At 46.1% G+C, this 17,878-nt stretch carries 13 protein-coding genes and 4 tRNA genes; all 17 read right to left on the bottom strand.

The annotated features are described in order from the left end of the window. Positions 1 to 65: 65 nt before the first annotated feature. The 17 genes from AC27EZ_RS17935 to murB all read right to left on the bottom strand — a co-directional run bounded on the left by AC27EZ_RS17935 (position 66) and on the right by murB (position 17,718). Positions 66 to 141: transfer RNA gene (locus AC27EZ_RS17935), tRNA-Thr, on the bottom strand. Between the two features lie 7 nt (positions 142 to 148). Continuing rightward, positions 149 to 223: transfer RNA gene (locus AC27EZ_RS17930), tRNA-Gly, on the bottom strand. Between the two features lie 34 nt (positions 224 to 257). Further along, a tRNA-Tyr gene (locus AC27EZ_RS17925) sits at positions 258 to 342 on the bottom strand. An 8-nt stretch (positions 343 to 350) separates the two neighbouring features. Beyond that, positions 351 to 426 (bottom strand) — tRNA-Thr (locus AC27EZ_RS17920). 121 nt (positions 427 to 547) lie between these two features. Further along, positions 548 to 1,288 carry a type III pantothenate kinase gene (locus AC27EZ_RS17915; protein WP_487136634.1) on the bottom strand — a complete coding sequence of 247 codons (741 nt, stop codon included), beginning with the start codon at positions 1,286 to 1,288 and terminating at the stop codon, positions 548 to 550. Continuing rightward, positions 1,278 to 2,264, bottom strand: a complete 987-nt coding sequence (gene birA / locus AC27EZ_RS17910) for a bifunctional biotin--[acetyl-CoA-carboxylase] ligase/biotin operon repressor BirA (RefSeq protein WP_487136633.1) — start codon at positions 2,262 to 2,264, stop codon at positions 1,278 to 1,280. The genes AC27EZ_RS17915 and birA overlap by 11 nt, the downstream gene beginning before the upstream one ends. Before the next feature lie 460 nt (positions 2,265 to 2,724). Next, positions 2,725 to 3,318 carry a 3-isopropylmalate dehydratase small subunit gene (gene leuD / locus AC27EZ_RS17905; RefSeq protein WP_487136632.1) on the bottom strand — a complete coding sequence of 198 codons (594 nt, stop codon included), beginning with the start codon at positions 3,316 to 3,318 and terminating at the stop codon, positions 2,725 to 2,727. Between the two features lie 12 nt (positions 3,319 to 3,330). Next, positions 3,331 to 4,725, bottom strand: a complete 1,395-nt coding sequence (gene leuC, locus AC27EZ_RS17900; protein ID WP_487136631.1) for a 3-isopropylmalate dehydratase large subunit — start codon at positions 4,723 to 4,725, stop codon at positions 3,331 to 3,333. An 8-nt stretch (positions 4,726 to 4,733) separates the two neighbouring features. Next, on the bottom strand, positions 4,734 to 5,348 hold the full coding sequence (locus AC27EZ_RS17895; RefSeq protein ID WP_487136630.1) for an isochorismatase family protein: 615 nt from the start codon (positions 5,346 to 5,348) through the stop codon (positions 4,734 to 4,736). Beyond that, positions 5,348 to 7,210 (bottom strand): hydantoinase B/oxoprolinase family protein, encoded by a 1,863-nt coding sequence (locus tag AC27EZ_RS17890; RefSeq protein WP_487136629.1) that lies wholly within the window; start codon positions 7,208 to 7,210, stop codon positions 5,348 to 5,350. The genes AC27EZ_RS17895 and AC27EZ_RS17890 overlap by 1 nt, the downstream gene beginning before the upstream one ends. Positions 7,211 to 7,218: 8 nt before the next feature. Next, positions 7,219 to 9,288: a hydantoinase/oxoprolinase family protein gene (locus AC27EZ_RS17885; RefSeq protein ID WP_487136628.1), complete on the bottom strand. Its 2,070-nt coding sequence runs from the start codon at positions 9,286 to 9,288 to the stop codon at positions 7,219 to 7,221. Positions 9,289 to 9,292: 4 nt separating this feature from the next. Next, positions 9,293 to 10,213: a hydroxymethylglutaryl-CoA lyase gene (locus tag AC27EZ_RS17880; RefSeq protein WP_487136627.1), complete on the bottom strand. Its 921-nt coding sequence runs from the start codon at positions 10,211 to 10,213 to the stop codon at positions 9,293 to 9,295. Then, complete coding sequence (locus AC27EZ_RS17875) at positions 10,213 to 11,412, bottom strand: CaiB/BaiF CoA transferase family protein (protein WP_487136626.1); 1,200 nt, start codon at positions 11,410 to 11,412, stop codon at positions 10,213 to 10,215. The genes AC27EZ_RS17880 and AC27EZ_RS17875 overlap by 1 nt, the downstream gene beginning before the upstream one ends. 96 nt (positions 11,413 to 11,508) lie before the next feature. After that, positions 11,509 to 14,094 (bottom strand): TonB-dependent receptor, encoded by a 2,586-nt coding sequence (locus AC27EZ_RS17870; RefSeq protein ID WP_487136625.1) that lies wholly within the window; start codon positions 14,092 to 14,094, stop codon positions 11,509 to 11,511. Positions 14,095 to 14,110: 16 nt separating this feature from the next. Then, on the bottom strand, positions 14,111 to 15,994 hold the full coding sequence (locus AC27EZ_RS17865; protein ID WP_487136624.1) for a sigma 54-interacting transcriptional regulator: 1,884 nt from the start codon (positions 15,992 to 15,994) through the stop codon (positions 14,111 to 14,113). Positions 15,995 to 16,178: 184 nt separating this feature from the next. Continuing rightward, a complete protein-coding gene (locus AC27EZ_RS17860; RefSeq protein ID WP_487136623.1) occupies positions 16,179 to 16,583 on the bottom strand; it encodes a VOC family protein in 405 nt (134 codons plus the stop codon). A gap of 142 nt (positions 16,584 to 16,725) precedes the next feature. Then, positions 16,726 to 17,718, bottom strand: a complete 993-nt coding sequence (gene murB, locus AC27EZ_RS17855; RefSeq protein ID WP_487136622.1) for a UDP-N-acetylmuramate dehydrogenase — start codon at positions 17,716 to 17,718, stop codon at positions 16,726 to 16,728. Positions 17,719 to 17,878 lie beyond the last annotated feature (160 nt).

Below are 17,878 nucleotides of genomic sequence, written 5' to 3'. Positions count from 1 at the left end.
CTATTATCCCAGCAACGTTACATTAAAAAATTTTGAAATTTTACAACATGAGCTGGGGAGAAAAATGGTGCTGATAGGCAGATTTGAACTGCCGACCTCACCCTTACCAAGGGTGCGCTCTACCAACTGAGCTATATCAGCACTGATTTGGAGCGGGCAGTGGGAATCGAACCCACATCATCAGCTTGGAAGGCTGAGGTAATAGCCATTATACGATGCCCGCAAATCTTAATTCTCTGGCCACCTCATAAAGAAAGTGGTGGAGGGGGCAGGATTCGAACCTGCGAAGGCTGAGCCGGCAGATTTACAGTCTGCTCCCGTTGACCGCTTGGGTACCCCTCCAGGATTGATGGTGCCGACTGCCGGAATCGAACTGGCGACCTACTGATTACAAGTCAGTTGCTCTACCAACTGAGCTAAGTCGGCACTACATCAAGTGGGTGCGCATTCTAGAGTAATGAATTACTCAGTGCAAGTGTCTTTTTGAAAAATTTTCATTTTTCTTTTTTAACCGACTTTTCAACCAATTAAAAACTTACGCTTTCTACTAACTAAACAGTTCGTGTCGGGCGTAGCGGGCAAGACCTTGCACCACCAAATGAGCGAGGCGCATGTTATCAGCAGATTTTAAGAATGCAAACACTTTTTTGTCTCCACCCCCTAAAATAACGTCAAAATCGGTTTGTTTGCTTGATATGTAATCAACGGCGCTCAAATAAACACCATATACGGCGGCATGGCACCCTTGCGCCACACATTCCTCAGTATCGGTCCCCACCCCAAAAGTGGTTGGAATTTCATTATTCGCGAAGACTTTTTTAGTCGATGACACTAATGCGTCACGCATTACTTGAAAGCCGGGCACTATCCAACCGCCTAAATGTTGACCACTTACCACAAAATCCACCGTTATTGCCGTACCCACATCGATAACAAAAAATGCTTTTTTTGTATTTTGTGCAGCACAAATCATGGCAAGCCACCGATCGACGCCCATTTTTTGTACATTGGCGTAACTATTTTTTATTCCAAACGCTTCTTTCTCTGTGTGCTTTTCTACAAATTTTATTTCACGCGATGCACACATGGTTGAAATTTCATCAACCACCTCCTGATTTCTTACCGAAGCGAGATAAACATGCGTGATATTTTTTTGATTATCGATGAAATTAAATAGCGCCTCGGCGCTATTACACACTAAAGGTTCGTTTTCAGCCTCACAAAGCAAAGTGTATTTTATTCGGGTGTTACCAATATCAACTAGAACTACCGATGTTTCAGTTACCACGTAAGCTAACCTCGCCACCATGAAAACGCGTTATGCCATCTTGGGTTTCAACTAATAGTGCACCACTGGCATCTACCCCTCGGTCGATACCTGAAAAGCGCTTTTCGCCCATTTGCAGCACAATTCGTTTATCAGCATATAAGTCTAGCGCTTCCCAATGCGGCACGAATGGCCCAAAACCTTGCTGTGAGAACGTAGGAAGATAGCGCCACATCGACTTTATTATAGCAGCCGCTAATTCATTCCTATCTGGGGTATGCCCCAAGTATGCGGCTAAGTCGCTGTGCGGCTGACCCACATCATACTGACCGTCGGGCATACATACATTAAGACCAATACCAATAACCGAGTGCGCGGTTGCGCCAATCTGCCCTTCAACTTCTATTAATACACCTGCCAGCTTTTTGCCCTGCAGGTAAATATCGTTAGGCCACTTTAGCTCTGCATCATTAACACCAAACTCTTTTAATGCATTACATACGGCTAAACCGACTAACAACGAGAGCCCTGCCATGCTTTGGTATCCATCAGGAAACGACCAATACATTGAGAACGTTAAGCTTCCCCCCACCGGCGCAAGCCATGTTCTTCCATGGCGCCCTCGCCCAGCGGTTTGAATTTCGGCGAAAATTACATCACCGTTTGCCAGCTCATGACGCGCATTAGCAATACGCTTTTTTAATTCAGTATTAGTAGAAGGAAGTACCGACTCGACATCAATCATCGCCCGCTTGGTATTTCCAAGGTGTTTTTTTATGTTATCCGCGCTTAACAATGGAAAGCCTCTCTCCAAACGATAACCCTTACCTTTAACTTTAAAAACATCGAGCCCCCAATCGGCTAACTGCGAAATATGCCCTGCAACAGCGGTGCGAGACAACCCGACTTCTTGTGCAATGACTTCGCCTGAATGAAATTGTCCATCTGAGAGTAAGGCAAGTATATGTTTTCTTATAGCCTTAGATGCTTGTCTCATGGTGTGATTTATCCTTTTATCGGCCGACTACATATATGTGAGGCATAACATAAGCATAACGCCTTATTGGTTTGCCACTATATAGTGTCGCCATATCAACAGCCTTTACGCGTGGTAATGGTTTGTAAAGAAACCCAATAGTAATCGAAGAGCACAAAAAACCAAAAGTAGATAGAGCTGCAAACATATCCAGAGTGGTAAGCATTGCGCGCCAGCGGATTACATATTTGCCAATGGACATGAGTTAAAGCTCTAGAGGTAATTGCAACAGCGCGCATGTGTGTTGCGTACTGTCATTGTTGGTTCAATGGTAGGCGAAGTGCGGTAAGAATGAAAGCCGTAATCCCGGCTTTCACGTTCTGTAGTATCGGCGAAAAAATAGGATACGCCGTCGCATCAACGCTGCTTTAGTACAGCGGATAGCGATAAAAATGACCTAGATGCGCTAGTCACACGTTAGCTAAATATTATGTAGCGCCTCATAAGCTTTTATCCTGTCATGCTCTTGAAGCGTTCTTCCAATTTTATCAACGCCATTGAGTAAATTGGCACGATGATGTTCTGGGATGCTGAAGGTGATGACCGATGAATCAAAGCTTACGGTTTGCAATGATAAATCAACGGTCACCTCTGCCCCTGGTGTGCTTTGTGCTCGAAGCGCCAACGCGTTTACCACCTCATCGGGCAATACAATGGGCAAAATTTGATTATTTAAACAATTAGCATAAAAAATATCGGCAAAGCCTTTGCCAATAATGACGCTAATACCAAAGTCTGCCAACGCCCATGGCGCGTGCTCTCGGCTTGAACCACAGCCGAAGTTTTTCCCTGTAATTAATATCGCCGCCGTTTTATAGGCCTTCTGATTTAACACGCAGTCAGGGTTAGGTACGCTTTCATGTTGATCAAGATAACGCCTGTCATGTAATAGGTGCTTTCCAAACCCAGCCCGAGAGATTTCAGTCAGAAACTGCTTTGGGAGTAATTGGTCCGTATCAATATTATCTTCCAATAACGGAATAACGTGGGATACCACTTTATTTAAAGGAGTCACAACTTGCCTCGCTTACAAAGTTCGAACATCGACGAAATGGCCTGCTATTGCGGCGCCTGCTGCCATAGCCGGGCTAACCAGGTGAGTTCTAGACCCTCTACCCTGCCGCCCTTCGAAATTGCGATTGCTAGTAGACGCGCATCTATCACCTTCATGAAGCACATCGTCATTCATTCCCAAGCACATAGAGCAGCCTGGTAAGCGCCATTCAAAACCTGCGGTTTTAAACACCTCATCTAGCCCTTCCGTTTCCGCTTGCTCTTTAACTTTCGCTGAACCGGGCACAACAATCGCTTTTACGCCTTTAGCCACATGGCCTTTTCTGGCGATATCAGCAGCCGCTCGTAAATCTTCTATTCGGCTATTGGTGCACGACCCAATAAATACATGTGAAATAGGAATATCAGAAAAAGCGGTACCTTCTGTTAGCGCCATATAAGCCAGTGCTTTTTGGGCTGACGCTGTCATTAACGCATCATCAAAACTATCAGGAGACGGAATAACCTCATCGATGCCGGCCACCTGACCTGGGTTTGTTCCCCACGTCACTTGCGGCGCAAGACGTGATACATCGATATGTACTTCTTCATCAAATACCGCATCGGCATCTGAATGCAGTGCTTTATACGCAAGGCAAGATGCTTCCCATGCCTCACCTTTTGGTGCAAAAGGTTTACCTTTTAAATATGCTAGCGTGATGTCATCCGGCGCAATGAGACCGGCTTTAGCGCCAGCTTCAATACTCATATTGCATATGGTCATGCGCCCTTCAACAGAAAGGTGCGATAGCGTGTCGCCGCTATACTCAATAACATAGCCTGTTCCGCCAGCGTGCCCTATTTTACCTATCAATGCCAAAATAAGGTCTTTCGCCACCACACCAGTACCGGGCTTTCCGGAAAACACCACCCGCATATTTTTTGCTTTCGACTGCCTGATGGTTTGTGAGGCCAGCACGTGCTCCACATCTGACGTGCCTATGCCGAACGCTAACGTTCCTAGTGCGCCATGTGTAGCGGTATGTGAATCGCCGCACACTACCGTCATGCCCGGGTGAATTAATCCAAGCTCTGGCCCCATAACATGAACAATCCCCTGATTAGCGTCTCCCACAGGGTAAAGCACAATACCGTGTTGCTTACAGTTCTCCACCAGCGTTTTTAATTGCAGCGCATTTTTAGGACCACACGCATCAAGCGATGTCGAGCGAGTAGAAATACTGTGATCCATGGTTGCTATCGTGAGGTCTGGCCGTCTTACACGCCTGCCATATTGGTTCAATCCGTCAAACGCTTGAGGCGACGTAACCTCGTGAATAAGGTGGCGGTCTATATATAAGAGGCCATCACCATCTACATCGCCTATATAGTGTTTATCCCATAATTTGTCGTACAGGGTTTGTCCCATCTAAATACTCACTTATTCTTGCTACTTTCAAGAAACGCAGTTGCATCACTCAACGAGACAACGCTGGCATATTTAGCGTTCATGTCATGAAGGTTTGCGTTGTGTGCTGATACATTCCGATCGCCACAGGCTTGCTCTACAACCCAAGTAGGATAATTGTACTGAAGCGCATCGACTACTGTTGCGCGCACACACCCACTGGTAGTTAGTCCACACACCATAAGGCTGTCGCATTTCTTTTGTATTAACTGCTCAGATAATGGCGTGCCAAAAAACGCACTCGGCCCGGTCTTCTCGATAATCGTGTCGGTAGGTAACACTGAAAGGCGTTTGTCTACCTCTACCCACTTAGAATGAGCAGTAAGTATATTTAAGTCGGGAAGTTGGCGGCGAAACACACTTTGCGTATGGTCGTCTTTATACACCACGGTTGAATAGAAGACCGGGAAGTGACACGCATGAAACCACGACACTAACGTTTGCGCGGCATCAATTTCACTATCGAACACACCACCTAATGGGCTATCAGGTGATGTGAAACCATACGTCATGTCTACAACAATAAGGCCCGGACGGCGGCCAAACGGCACGCCTCCGATTGCCAAGTCGCGATCTTCACTCATTACGCTTTTTCTCTAAACGTGGGTGATACAGGAGCTGGCAAGCCTGTTTCCTCTTCACAGCGCGCAAGAATTTCTTCGATAGTGCCGCCGCGATTAAACACTTGTACATCGCCTCGTGCTTCGTTCAACGCCGCTCGCATTGCCGTAGTTTCGGCGTCATTAACTACACCATCAACAATAACAACACCATAGCGTTTAGCGCCTTCCACGCTGACCAAGCCTCGGCGAACATCATCAAGTACACTTTCAGCTGGACGTTGGTACGGGTCGCCCCAACCGCCGCCGCCCCACGTGTCGAAATAAAGGAGGTCACCTTCGCTAACTTCAATTCCTTCACACTTCGCCGGTAATGTGACGCTTTCACCGTTACTTTTTACTAAACGTTTGGTAGAACGTTGACCCGGCTCACCGCCATTTACGCCCCACGGATACGTTAACCAACGGTCATCGTGTATGGCAATGCTGCCATCACACAGGAATCGATATGCCACTGATAACCCGTTACCGCCACGATGCAAGCCTGCACCACCTGAATCCACAATGGTTTCGTAAGATTCAATACGAAGTGGGAAGTAGGCCTCGACAAATTCATTAGGTACGTTAGTAAAGCCTGGCCATAGCGAATGCCCGTCTGGGCCATCTCCCACAGGGCGACCTGGAATACCACCAAAACCAATTTGAAAGAGTTGGAACCACTCGCCTTTTTTGTCATAACCTGAGAAAAACAGGTGAGGCGAATCTGAGAACCCTGCCGCGTTCATCGCATCAGGCGCACTTTGACCAAGCAACCCGCCCATGACATCGAAAATACGCCCTAATGCATGAGTACGACCTGACAGCGCTGCCGGGTAATTAGGCTTTAATAAGCTACCTTGCGGAATTCTTACGTCGACCAAATCATAAAAACCGTCGTTAAACAGAATTTGTGGATCAACTAAGTTAATGGTGAATGAGCCAAAGAACATCTTGAACATATCTTCGTTCAAGAAAAAGTTAATGGAGCTTTTTGCCTGAGGATCAGTACCGGCAAAATCAAAAATAGCCTTGCCGTTTTCTCGCCACATGGTGCAGCTTATTTTGTATGGCCCTTTTCCTACGCCATCATCACACAAGTAGTCTTCAAACGTACGCGGCTCTTCAGGCACAATCATGTTGATAATGGCTTCCATCGCCACTTTGTTTCTGTCCAACATAATTTCCATGGTGGAGTAGAAGATATCATCACCAAAGCGCTCGGAAATTTCAACGCAACGTTTCGCCGCGGTTTTGCACGACGCCACTAACGCGTTTAAGTCAAAACGGTTCCATTGCGGAGTTCGTACGTTATGAAGGATCAATTCCAAGATATCGCTTTGCAGCACACCTTTTTTATACAGTTTAGTCGGCGGAATACGAATACCTTCTTGGAAGATGGTTTCCGCTTTGATAGGAATGGACCCGGGTACCATACCGCCATTATCTGACATATGACCAAACATCGCCGACCATGCAATATGCCGCCCTTCTTTGAATACTGGCACCAATACAATCCAATCCGGTAAATGCGATACCGCGGCATTTGTCATGTATGGGTCGTTAGTAAGAATAATGTCACCTTCTTCTAATTCGCCTTCAAACGCATCCATAAACCCATGGATAAACGACCCAAATTGGCCAACGACCATTTTGCCGTCTTTGTTCGCAATCATGGGGAAACAGTCGCCTTGTTCACGAATACCTGGGCTCATTGCCGTTCTAAACAGTACGGCATCCATTTCCTCGCGCGCATTGCGAAGGGCGTTTTCAATAATGTCCACGGTAACCGTATCAACATCAACACGATTAAGTGGTGCACTGTTAGTTTGTTTTATTTTTTCGTTCATGGTGCCACCTATTGCTTGGATGCTTGTGGGTTAATTAAAAGATTTCCAACATGGTCGACCGACGCTTCATAGCCAGGTAGTACCACGGTTGTAGAATCCATCTCACAAATAATGGCTGGGCCATTTACCGTTAGCTCTGTATGCAGAAGGTTACGATCGTAAATAACCGCATCGTGGTAACGGCCTTCGTAATAAATCTTTGACGACGTAATTTCACATTCTTTCAATGTTGCTTGTGTACTAGGCGCAGGAGGAGCGGGTAATGGCTTGCTCTTCGCGGTTGCAACCGCCCTTACCATGACAATTTCGTGTCCGTCTTCAAGGGCAAACGTGAACAATTGTGTATGTTCTGCATCGAATTGACGTTTCAATAGCGCCAACCCTTCTTTTTCCAACTCGTCACGACTAAACTCGACGCTTAGTTGGAAGGCTTGGCCGGTATATCGCACGTCTGCTTGGTAGGTAATGACTTGTTCGTCATTATCTATCCCATCAGCATGAAGTGTTGACGATGCTTTTTCCGCAAGTTCATCAAGCAAGGTATTGAAATCGTTAATTTCAATATTATCAAGCAGGGTCACATAGGTTTGCGATGCCTCATCTCGTACTTGTGTAGTGGCATCGCCGTAGGCGCAAAGCACACCTGGCCCTGGCGGTATAATGGTTGGCCATGCATTGGTTAAAATACCTAACGCATTAGCGTGTAAAGGGCCCGCGCCGCCAAACCCGACTAAGGCAAATTCGCGAGGGTCGAAGCCTTGCTCTACCGAAACCAATCGCAATGCACCAAACATCGCTTCGTTGGCAATTTTAATAATGCCTTCCGCGGCTTCTTCTACACTTATTCCCATTGGGTCGGCAACCTTCTTCACCGCATCAACAGCAGCATCGCGGTTGATAGACATACTGCCACCTAGCTGTACGTCGGCCGGTAAATAGCCAAGCACAACGTTGGCGTCGCAGACAGTAGGTTGGTCGCCTCCTTTCATATACGCGGCTGGGCCTGGCACCGCACCCGCCGATTCTGGTCCAACGCGCAAGGCTTTAGTGAGTTCAGGTACAAAGGCTAACGATCCGCCACCTGCTCCCACCGTTCGCACATCAACCGATGGCGCTCGCACGGTAACATCGCCAACACGTGTTTCTCGTCTTACGCGAGCAGACGCATTTTGAATAAGGGCAACGTCAGTTGACGTTCCTCCCATATCAAAGGTAAGAATGTTGTCGTGACCACCTTGCTTACAGAAGTGAATGGCACCAGCCACACCACCCGCAGGGCCCGACATCAGCAAGTTTACCGGGCTATCTGCCGCAGAACGTGCCGATGCCAAGCCCCCGTCTGAACGTAAAATAGAAAGGTGAAGGTCTTCACCCATTTTCTCGGTTAGTGCGGCATAGAGGTTATCAACATATTTGGCGACTTCAGGGCGCACATAACTGTTTACGACGGTTGTTTCTGTTCGCTCATATTCTTGAAGTTCAGGCACCACTTCAGAAGAAATTGAAATGGGCATATCGGGAAATACTTCACTGGCAATGGCTTGCGCTTGCTTCTCATTTTCGCCATTTACGTAGGCATTAATAAATGAAATGGTGATGGCTGCGAACTCACCACGAGACTTCAATTCTTGCAGTGATGCTCGTAGTGCTTGCTCATCGAGTGCTTTGTGCACGGTTCCGTCTGCATCAATACGTTCGTCAGCTTCAATGGTAAGTTCAAGTGGCGCAAGCAGTGGTTTTTTTACATAGCTTACCCAACCGCCAAGGCCCCCTGGGCAAAATGAGCGGGCGACTTGAAGCACTTGCTTATAACCTTTCGTGGTGATGAGTGCGACTTTTGAGCCCTTGCCAGTTAATACTGCATTGGTCGCTACCGTTGTACCGTGCATTACGCGGTTAATCTGTTTAACATCAACCCCTGACTGTTCGCAAATACGGTTAATACCGTTTAGTACACCTACCGATGAATCTTGCGGCGTTGAAGGCACTTTTGCCGTGAAGGTTTCGCCTGAATCTTCATTTATCAGTAGTAAGTCTGTAAAGGTTCCACCTACGTCGACACCTAATCGATAACTCATAATTCTATCCTCTGTCGCATTCATTGCTTGCATGTTGTTGTTTCAGCCATGTCTTTGCATGACCACCACGAGCTGTACCAGTAAGTTCTGTTGCTAAATCGGAGGCAGCGAGCAGCGCAGGCATATTAATCCCGGTGCTATACCCCATTTGTTCAACCAGTAGCACTACATCTTCGGTTGCTACATTGCCCGTGGCGCCAGGCGCAAACGGACATCCACCTAAACCACCAATCGAGGCATCAAATTGACGAATACCCGCTTGGATAGCGGCGTAAACATTCGCCACGCCCATGGCTCTGGTGTCGTGAAAATGACAGGATAAATGCTGCGCCCCAAACGCATCCGATAAGCGTGTCATCAGTGTGAACACAGCATCTGGTGCGGCAGCGCCAATCGTATCGGCAATAACAATGTGGCTTGCGCCTGCGGTAAGCAGTTCATCACATAATCGCATAACTTCATCAGGCGATGCGTCCCCTTCAAAGGGGCATTCCCATGCCGTTGCAACGTAAGCCTGCACCTTACTTTTGCTCTCCTTTGCTATCGACAAGACGTCTTTACACATCACCATAGCGTCGTCGGTAGACATACGAATATTTTTCTCATTCATGGTTTTACTGGCTGCCACCACTAATGACATGAGGGGAACCTGTAATTCTTGCCCCGTTGTAAAACCGCGCTTGTTAGGAATAAGCGCCGAAAATGCGACATCGCTAATGTGCGTAAGCTGCGTAAAGATGTCCTCCGTACCGGCCATTGCAGGCACGGCTTTTGGTGAGACAAAAGCGCCAATCTCAATGGCTGGAACGCCTGCTTCAACAAGCGCATTAATTAACGTTAATCGCTCGTCTACGCTTAAATGTTTCTTTTGATTTTGCAATCCATCACGAGGACCAACATCGTTGATAATGATTGATTCTGCCATTACCCCACCACCTTCTTTTCTCTTAGCGCAGCGAGCGCTTCTGGGCTAAGGCCTGCAAGTTCGCGAAGGACTTCGTCGGTATGTTCACCAACACGGGGCGCGGCAGAGAAACTCTCTTCATCAGAACGTGAAAACTTAATCGGGTTACCGGGCCCTTTAGTGATATTGCCGTCAGCACTTGAAAGGTCTACCACCATATTTCGGTGTAGTACTTGTTCGTCACTTAAGGCTTGTGAGAACTTATTTACCGGTGCACAAGGAATGCGTGCTGCCTCTAACTTCTGTATCCAATAGTCAGAGGGCTGCGCTTGAAGAATGTTGTTGAGGGTATCGATAATGAAATCTTTCTTTGCCCAGCGACCCGGCTGCGTATCAAATTCGGGTAAATCTAACTCAGGAGCATGAACGACTTCTTTAAGGTTTTGCCAGAAATTATCGGTGATAACTGCGATAACAATAAACCCATCGGCAGTTTTAAAGGTGTCATAAGGCACATGCACAAAGTGAGAATTACCAATGGGAAACGGATCTTTTCCTGACAGGAAATACATGGTCGCCATATAGTTTAAAAGCGAGATTTGGCAATCAAGCATGGATATATCGACATCTTGCCCTTCACCGCTTTTTTCACGTTCAAGCAATGCTGCCTGAATGCCCATTACGGCAAACATACCACCGCCTAAATCGCCGATTGGTATTCCCGCACGAACAGGGTTTTGTGGGTCGGTACCGGTAATCGACATACCGCCCCCCGTTGCTTGTGCAACTTGGTCAAACGCCGGGCGCTTAAAGTTAGGCCCATTGTTACCGAAGCCGGTAATTGAACAGGTAATAATACGCGGATTAACTGCTTTTAGATGTTCATAGTCTATCTTAAGGCGTGACGGCACGCCGGCCCCGAAGTTATTGACAACAACATCAGCCGACTTAACCAAATCGTAGAAAATGTTTAATCCTTCAGGGGTTTTTAAATCAATGCATACGCTTTTTTTGTTGCGGTTCAGCGTTATGAAGTAGGCGCCCATGCCGTCCAACGAGTTTTCTGGATCGGTGGCGAGTAATTTCCTTGTTCCTTCACCGCTAAGCGGCTCTACCTTAATGGTTTCGGCCCCTAAATCGGCCAAGATCATCCCGCAATAAGGGCCTGACAACATATGTGTCAGGTCGATAACCTTTATTCCTGCCAATGGTTTGTTCATTATTTTTCTCTCGAACGGTGTCCCAGTGCACCTAAGTGCACTGGTAACATCAAACTATAATGGGTTGTCTATTTCGGTGTTTACTGCACGTAATACCTAGAAGTTGTAGGTAAAATCTATGCCGTAAGACCTAAGTGCTGATGGATGAATAAACGAGCCACCAAATTCAGGCGCAGGAATAACCTCTTGCAAATATTGCTTATCTGCTAGGTTTTTACCCCATAGCGCCACTTCCCACATTTCACCTGCAAACGCGATACGAGCGTTTACTAGACCGTAAGCATCACGCGTTGCGTTATTGAAGTTTTGTGGGTGAGGACCAGGAGGTACGCCGCCGCCTAAGGTGCCAAAGAAGTCCCAAATTGTTGGGGTCTCTTCACCTTGTAAGGTATGGAAGTTCGTTTCACCAACGTATTGATAGTCGACGCGAGTAAGCATGAGTACATCGCTGGTGATGGCGTACTCGTGACTAAAACCAAGCGTAAACGAACGGTCTGGTGTTTGTGGCGCTTCGTTACCGACCGATAACGGACGGTTTCTATTTTCTTTAATTTCACTGTCGATGAAGCCTGCACCACCAAATAGTGTCAGTTCATCTGTTACGCGATAGTTAAAGTCAACTTCAAACCCGCGAATATCGAGTTCGTCGATAGTGGTTACTGCACGCAGTAAGCCAAAAGGACCTGCGAAGAATTCAAAAAACTGATTATCTTCAACATTGGTGTTAAACACCGCAGTGTTTACCTTTAATGCGCCATCTAACCAACTCGACTTCGCACCAAGTTCAATGCTTGTTGTTACTTCTTTGGCGTAATCGTCAGTAACTTGAAGTTGAGCATTAACCGCGTCGCCCGGTGTACCGGTTCCTGATGCATTAAACCAGAAGTCGAGCGTCGCTTCGGTACCGATTGAGTTAAAGCCACCACTTCTAAAGCCAACGCCATAACTACCGTATAAATTGAGTGAAGATGATGCCTCATAGCTTAAGGTTACTTTAGGCTGCCACTGGCTGAAGCTGGCGTCACGACTTGGAATACCGTTCGGGTTTGAATTAAATGCAGGGTTGATAGGACCAACCTGCCCATTAACAATGGTGTTCACATTTAACCCAGACGCTAAAACATTAGGTACGTTGTTTTCTACTTCTCGAGATTCATTGTCATAACGAACTGCAACAGACAATTCCCACTGCTGAGTAAGATCGTATTCAACCTGACCGAAACCCGACATCACTGTAGTATCGAACGTGTCACTAAAAAGCAAATCAGTAGGGTTTGGGCCTGTTGGTGGTACGTACGACTGGCGAAGGAAACCTTGCCCTTGGTCAGCACCATAGGCAACCACGACATCCCTTTCAATTTGGGCAAAATACAAACCCGCTATCCAGCGAAAATCTGAATCGTCTTTCGACGTTAAACGAATTTCTGCACTGTAATCACGTTGGCTTCGCTCTTGATATTGATAACCATCACATGAGGACGGTGTATAAGGACCGTATACACCGGCGAAGTCTTGACCCGGTGGCAGAACAACAAAGGGAGAAAGGAAATCGCCATATAAATCGCTTCGGCCCGCACCGCCTAATTCCGTAGGAAGGTTATTGAGCGTTTGGCGGTCGGTTTGACATTGCGGTGTGACTTCATAACCGTAAAACGACGCGCTAGTTCCATCAGACAGCAAGTACTCATCTAAGTCGTTGTAAGCCACTATCGCAGTAACGTCAAAGGTGTCGCGTTCCCAATCAGCTTTTAGTGAAAGCTCTGTGGTTTCTTGTTCGTTTTCACCTGGCACGTTAAACGCAAAAATAAACTCGTGATCGTTCACGTCTTTGTTAAAGGCTTGCTGACCGAATGCATCAACGAAGCTAGGCAGTGCAAACGCCGCATTAAAGTTAATCGCCCCGCCTTCTACTTCACTGCGTGACGCGCGAAGATCAAATTTAAGATCATCTGACGCTTCCCAAATAAGACGCCCTTTCATAGTAGTATCTTCTAAGAAGTCGACCGCATCATCACGCCCTAAAAATACATTTTCATAAAAGCCATCGGTTGTATTGTGGCTTATTGCAAAGCGCCCAAAAACGGTGTCACTTAACGGGCCGGTTACCATTGCACTGTAACGCTGGGTATTATTATTGCCGATTCCGGCTTCTACTTTGGCTTCAAAAATATCTGAGGGTGTTTTGGTTGTCACAAGAATGGCACCAGCGACAGCATTTCGGCCATAAAGCGCACCTTGCGGCCCTTTCAACACTTCAATTTGTGCAACATCGGTGAGGGTTTCGTTAAAACTATTCGGGTTGGTTTGGAGTACACCATCAACAACATAGGCGAACGTCGATTCTGCATCTCGCGTTGAAATAATACCGCGAATGTTTACCTGTGTATCACCCACGTTAGCGGCATCAACAATACTTACGTTTGGAATTAAACCAATAAAATCCCCAGTGCGTTCTACACCGGCAGCTTCTAGTTGCCTTTCAGACAATGCCGTTACCGCGATAGGCACTTCTTGAATACTTTCTGGACGCTTACGCGAAATACTGATCACTTCAATCAGTTTTTCGTCTTCAGCGTTCGTAGCTTCTTCTTGCGCAAAAGCTTGAGTATGAAATACAGACGTTGATAGCGAAAACGCTATGGCAACGCTGCTGGCGATGAGGTGCTTGCGTGTGTTTAACATTGGGTTTCTCCAGACACTAGTCATTATTGTTGTGTTGAATATCTTTGAGCCTACGCCACAAAGTGGTTTGGCTTATACCTAACGCTTGCGCAGCTCGACGTTTATCACCACTACATTGTTCGAGCGTCGCTAAAATCATTTCATACTCTTTATTTTTAAGTGCGCCACCTTGAGCCGCCGCCACTTCATTAGTGTGGGAAAGCTCTGGTGCAATCTGAGAGAGCACACTGCCTACACGGTCAAGGCCATTCATGGCTTTCACGTAAGCAACAATTCGTTCTAGTACATTCTCAAGTTCACGGATATTGCCTGGCCACTGATAAGCCAGCATGGGTTGCTCGATAACACTCCACACGTCTTCTGGTGTATGGTCTAAGGCGTAGCGTTTGTTAAGTGACGCTAATTTATGAATAGCAACAAGAGGAATATCGGCTATACGCTGACGAAGGGGCGGCAGCGTAATATTGAATACATTAAGGCGGTAAAATAAATCTTCTCTGAATGCACCGGTTTGCACCATGTCTGACAGGGAACGGTTCGAGGCAGCAATAAGCTTAAGGTCGACATCACGCTCTTGGTTTCCACCTAACGGGCGATACTGACGCTCTTGTAAAAACCGTAACAACTTGGCCTGTTGATCTAAGGCCAGCTCGCTAATTTCATCAAGGAACAACACGCCATGCTGGGCTTCCTCAATTAGCCCTTTGCGACCGCCTCGTCGCGAACCGGTGTACGCGCCGTCTTGATGACCAAACAATTCACCTTCAAAAAGCTCAGAAGGTATTGCGCTGCAATTCAGTGCAACGAACTTGCCCTTCTCATACGGGCTAAACTTATGCACCTGGCGCGCAACTAACTCTTTACCCGTGCCCGATTCACCGAACAACAACACATTACTTGGCGAAGACGCAAAAGCAGTAGCTTGTTGAATTACCGCTTCCATTTCGCCTGATTGATAAATAAGTTCGTGGCGTTTAAGCGGGGCTTTTTTCTTTGCTTTCGCGGTAGGGAGTTTGCTGTAAAGTTGATAGATATATTTTTGATTAGGGGCTTGGTCTACGGTGTCTAGGTGATACCACCACTCTTTACCGTTAATTTCACACTCTCCATCGGTGAGGCGCTTACCATCCTCGGGATGAATGAGCGTTGATAAATCGCTCGTAAAATCATTTGTTAGTTTTAAATCGTGCTTAGCAGCATTATTTAGCGTAAGTGAATCATCCATTCCATCTATCATGATAATGGGGGTTTTAGACTTATCCATTAACCACGACATAATAGCGTGTTCGCGATTACGCTCGCGCCATTCGCGTGCTTTTTCAAGCGCGCTTTCTATGGTCACAATACACGACGATTCTGAATACACTAAAAAAGACGGAATATCTTTGCTTGCGGCCAGCCCGCATACTAAGCTTGCCCCCACCATAACAATGTCTGTTTTTTTAGAGGCGATGTAGAACTGTTCGCGCGCTTGGTCAGGTGTGAGATAGACAGTTTGGTCTACATGCGCATTTAACTTTGGCCCGGCCAGCTGGGCAGCAATGCTGGTATGGGCAAAAGATATGACATGGATATTGTCAGAAATTTTTGAGGCTTTCTCTATTGCCTCATACACGTCTAATTCAGTAGTAGCGAGTGATGCAACAGGAATAGATAGCGAAGATTCTAAGTATCGAGCGTTTGAGCCTGCACTGACCACAACATCAGGACAAAACGCCGAAATATGCTTTTTAATCTCAAAAGTCGTTCCGACAATCGCATCAACAATACGAAATTCCGCTTGTTCACGGAATCGCCCAAGCACACTACTCATCAATTGGCTAAACTCCTTGTAGCCAAAGATAAGTACGCGTAATTTGCTTGTTTGTAATGCGTTATTATTCAAGTCGTTATCACTCATTTTTTCACCTACTCATTGTTAAGCAGGCGTAATGGTTAATGACTTGTTAGCAGGTGCTATACCAACTTTGCAAAAAACACGTTAGGCCTTACTTTTACTGCCTTTGATTAAACATTGCTCAACCTTAGTACGCTTGAATAAATATTGAACGATCACTTTTTATTTCAAAATGAAATAAATTATTTCATTTTGAAATGCTTTGGCATAACTGAAGAACGACATCGAGTGAGTAAGGAAGGCGGATATCTTGAACCTCCCAGTTGTCTGCCCCCTTTCGTTTTGTTGAATCTGAAAATGCAATACTATCTCGTGTTAAGCGGTCGATTTCCGCATCAATATCCGTTGATTCAAATGACAAAAGAAACACGCCCTCCCCTCGTGTTTCTATTATCTGTTTAAGGGGCGACTGCGACGTTAACGGGCTTACTAACACCAGCCATACGCCATTACAATCGAACCGTGCCGATATAGCCTGTCTAATTGGGAGCGCTTCGATAATAGGAACAACATCTAAAAAGCGGCTAAAAGACGCGGATGCTTTTTCGATATCATCGACAAGAATATTAATATGGTGGATGGTTTTTGGCATGATAAAGGCTGCTCAATAGAGATAGTCTATTTGTGAGCAGCAATTTGTTTGCCAAGTGATGATCGTTACTGTGGATAACGACAATAAGAAAGGTGATGCATAGCGTAATAAACGTTAAGCCCTTTTATGTAAGGGCTTATTATTATAGAGAGACTAGACCTTGGCTACCAACCAAGCGAACTTCGGGCTCAAGCGATATTCCAAATGTGCTGCTAACGGCAGTAATGATGTTACTGGCCATAGCGCGCACATCATCGCCTGACGCATTACCCAGATTGGTTAACACAAGCGGCTGAGTAGGGTGACAGCGTACCCCATTTACCGCTTTCCCTTTAAAACCCGCTTGATCAATTAACCAAGCCGCAGGGACTTTCATCAGCTGGGGCGACACAACATAGCCCGGCATACCCTGATATTGTGATATTAGCGTGTCGAAATGCGTTTTTGAGATTACTGGGTTTTTAAAGAAGCTGCCTGCATTACCAAGCTGTGCTGGATCGGGTAATTTACTTTTACGAATTTCAATAACCTTGTTGTATACATCAAAGGCACTTGGGGTTGATAATGCAGCGAGCTCACCGTATGAAGTGGCTAACGCATAGTGCTTAGGTAATACAAAATTAACTTGGGTAATAAGCGCTTTACCTGCCAAATCATGCTTGAAAATGCTATCGCGATAACCAAACTGACAATCATTTACGGTTAAACGAACCTGCTCCCCACTATCTATCATTATCGCAATCACTGACTCTATGAACTGGTTTATCTCAACACCATAGGCACCAATGTTTTGGATTGGCGCTGCACCAACAGAACCAGGAATAAGCGCCAAATTTTCAAAGCCGTACCACCCGTTCTGCATGCACATACTCACCAAGTCATGCCAATTTTCGCCCGCACCTGCGCTAATGTAATGATGTTTATCATCATCAAAATGGCTTATTCCCTTAATATTATTAACCAGTAGCACACCGTCGAAGTCTTCAAGGAAAATAGAATTACTGCCTCCCCCTATAATGTAATTAATAGGGTGTTTGCGATAAGCATCAATAAATTCATCAGCAGAAGAAAAGCTAACCACAGATTGGCAGGCAGTTTGAAGACCGAAAGTACTATAGGGCTGTAAAGAAGGCATATCTCATTATTAGTGCAGAGAACAGTGGCGGTTATGGTAGGGGAATGCGCGGTGAATGAAAAGCGAATTACATAGCTTCATAAGCTTGGATTGATCTTTGTTCTAATATTTATGGCGCACAAAGTAAAAAAGCCCCTGTCGTTAGACAAGGGCTTTTTTG

The sequence above is a fragment of the Alteromonas sp. 4NH20-0056 genome (genome assembly GCF_057539655.1).
The sequence above is the reverse complement of the archived record's forward strand: the minus strand, read 5'-3'. Positions and strand labels throughout refer to the sequence as shown.

Bases quoted from the DNA above. Each gene is read 5' to 3' on its own strand.
- murB (WP_487136622.1), bottom strand. From the start codon at position 17,718: ATGCCTTCTTTACAGCCCTATAGTACTTTCGGTCTTCAAACTGCCTGC.
- AC27EZ_RS17875 (WP_487136626.1), bottom strand. From the start codon at position 11,412: ATGAACAAACCATTGGCAGGAATAAAGGTTATCGACCTGACACATATG.
- AC27EZ_RS17880 (WP_487136627.1), bottom strand. From the start codon at position 10,213: ATGGCAGAATCAATCATTATCAACGATGTTGGTCCTCGTGATGGATTG.
- AC27EZ_RS17885 (WP_487136628.1), bottom strand. From the start codon at position 9,288: ATGAGTTATCGATTAGGTGTCGACGTAGGTGGAACCTTTACAGACTTA.
- AC27EZ_RS17890 (WP_487136629.1), bottom strand. From the start codon at position 7,210: ATGAACGAAAAAATAAAACAAACTAACAGTGCACCACTTAATCGTGTT.
- AC27EZ_RS17865 (WP_487136624.1), bottom strand. From the start codon at position 15,994: ATGAGTGATAACGACTTGAATAATAACGCATTACAAACAAGCAAATTA.
- leuC (WP_487136631.1), bottom strand. From the start codon at position 4,725: ATGGGACAAACCCTGTACGACAAATTATGGGATAAACACTATATAGGC.
- AC27EZ_RS17895 (WP_487136630.1), bottom strand. From the start codon at position 5,348: ATGAGTGAAGATCGCGACTTGGCAATCGGAGGCGTGCCGTTTGGCCGC.
- AC27EZ_RS17870 (WP_487136625.1), bottom strand. From the start codon at position 14,094: ATGTTAAACACACGCAAGCACCTCATCGCCAGCAGCGTTGCCATAGCG.
- AC27EZ_RS17860 (WP_487136623.1), bottom strand. From the start codon at position 16,583: ATGCCAAAAACCATCCACCATATTAATATTCTTGTCGATGATATCGAA.
- birA (WP_487136633.1), bottom strand. From the start codon at position 2,264: ATGAGACAAGCATCTAAGGCTATAAGAAAACATATACTTGCCTTACTC.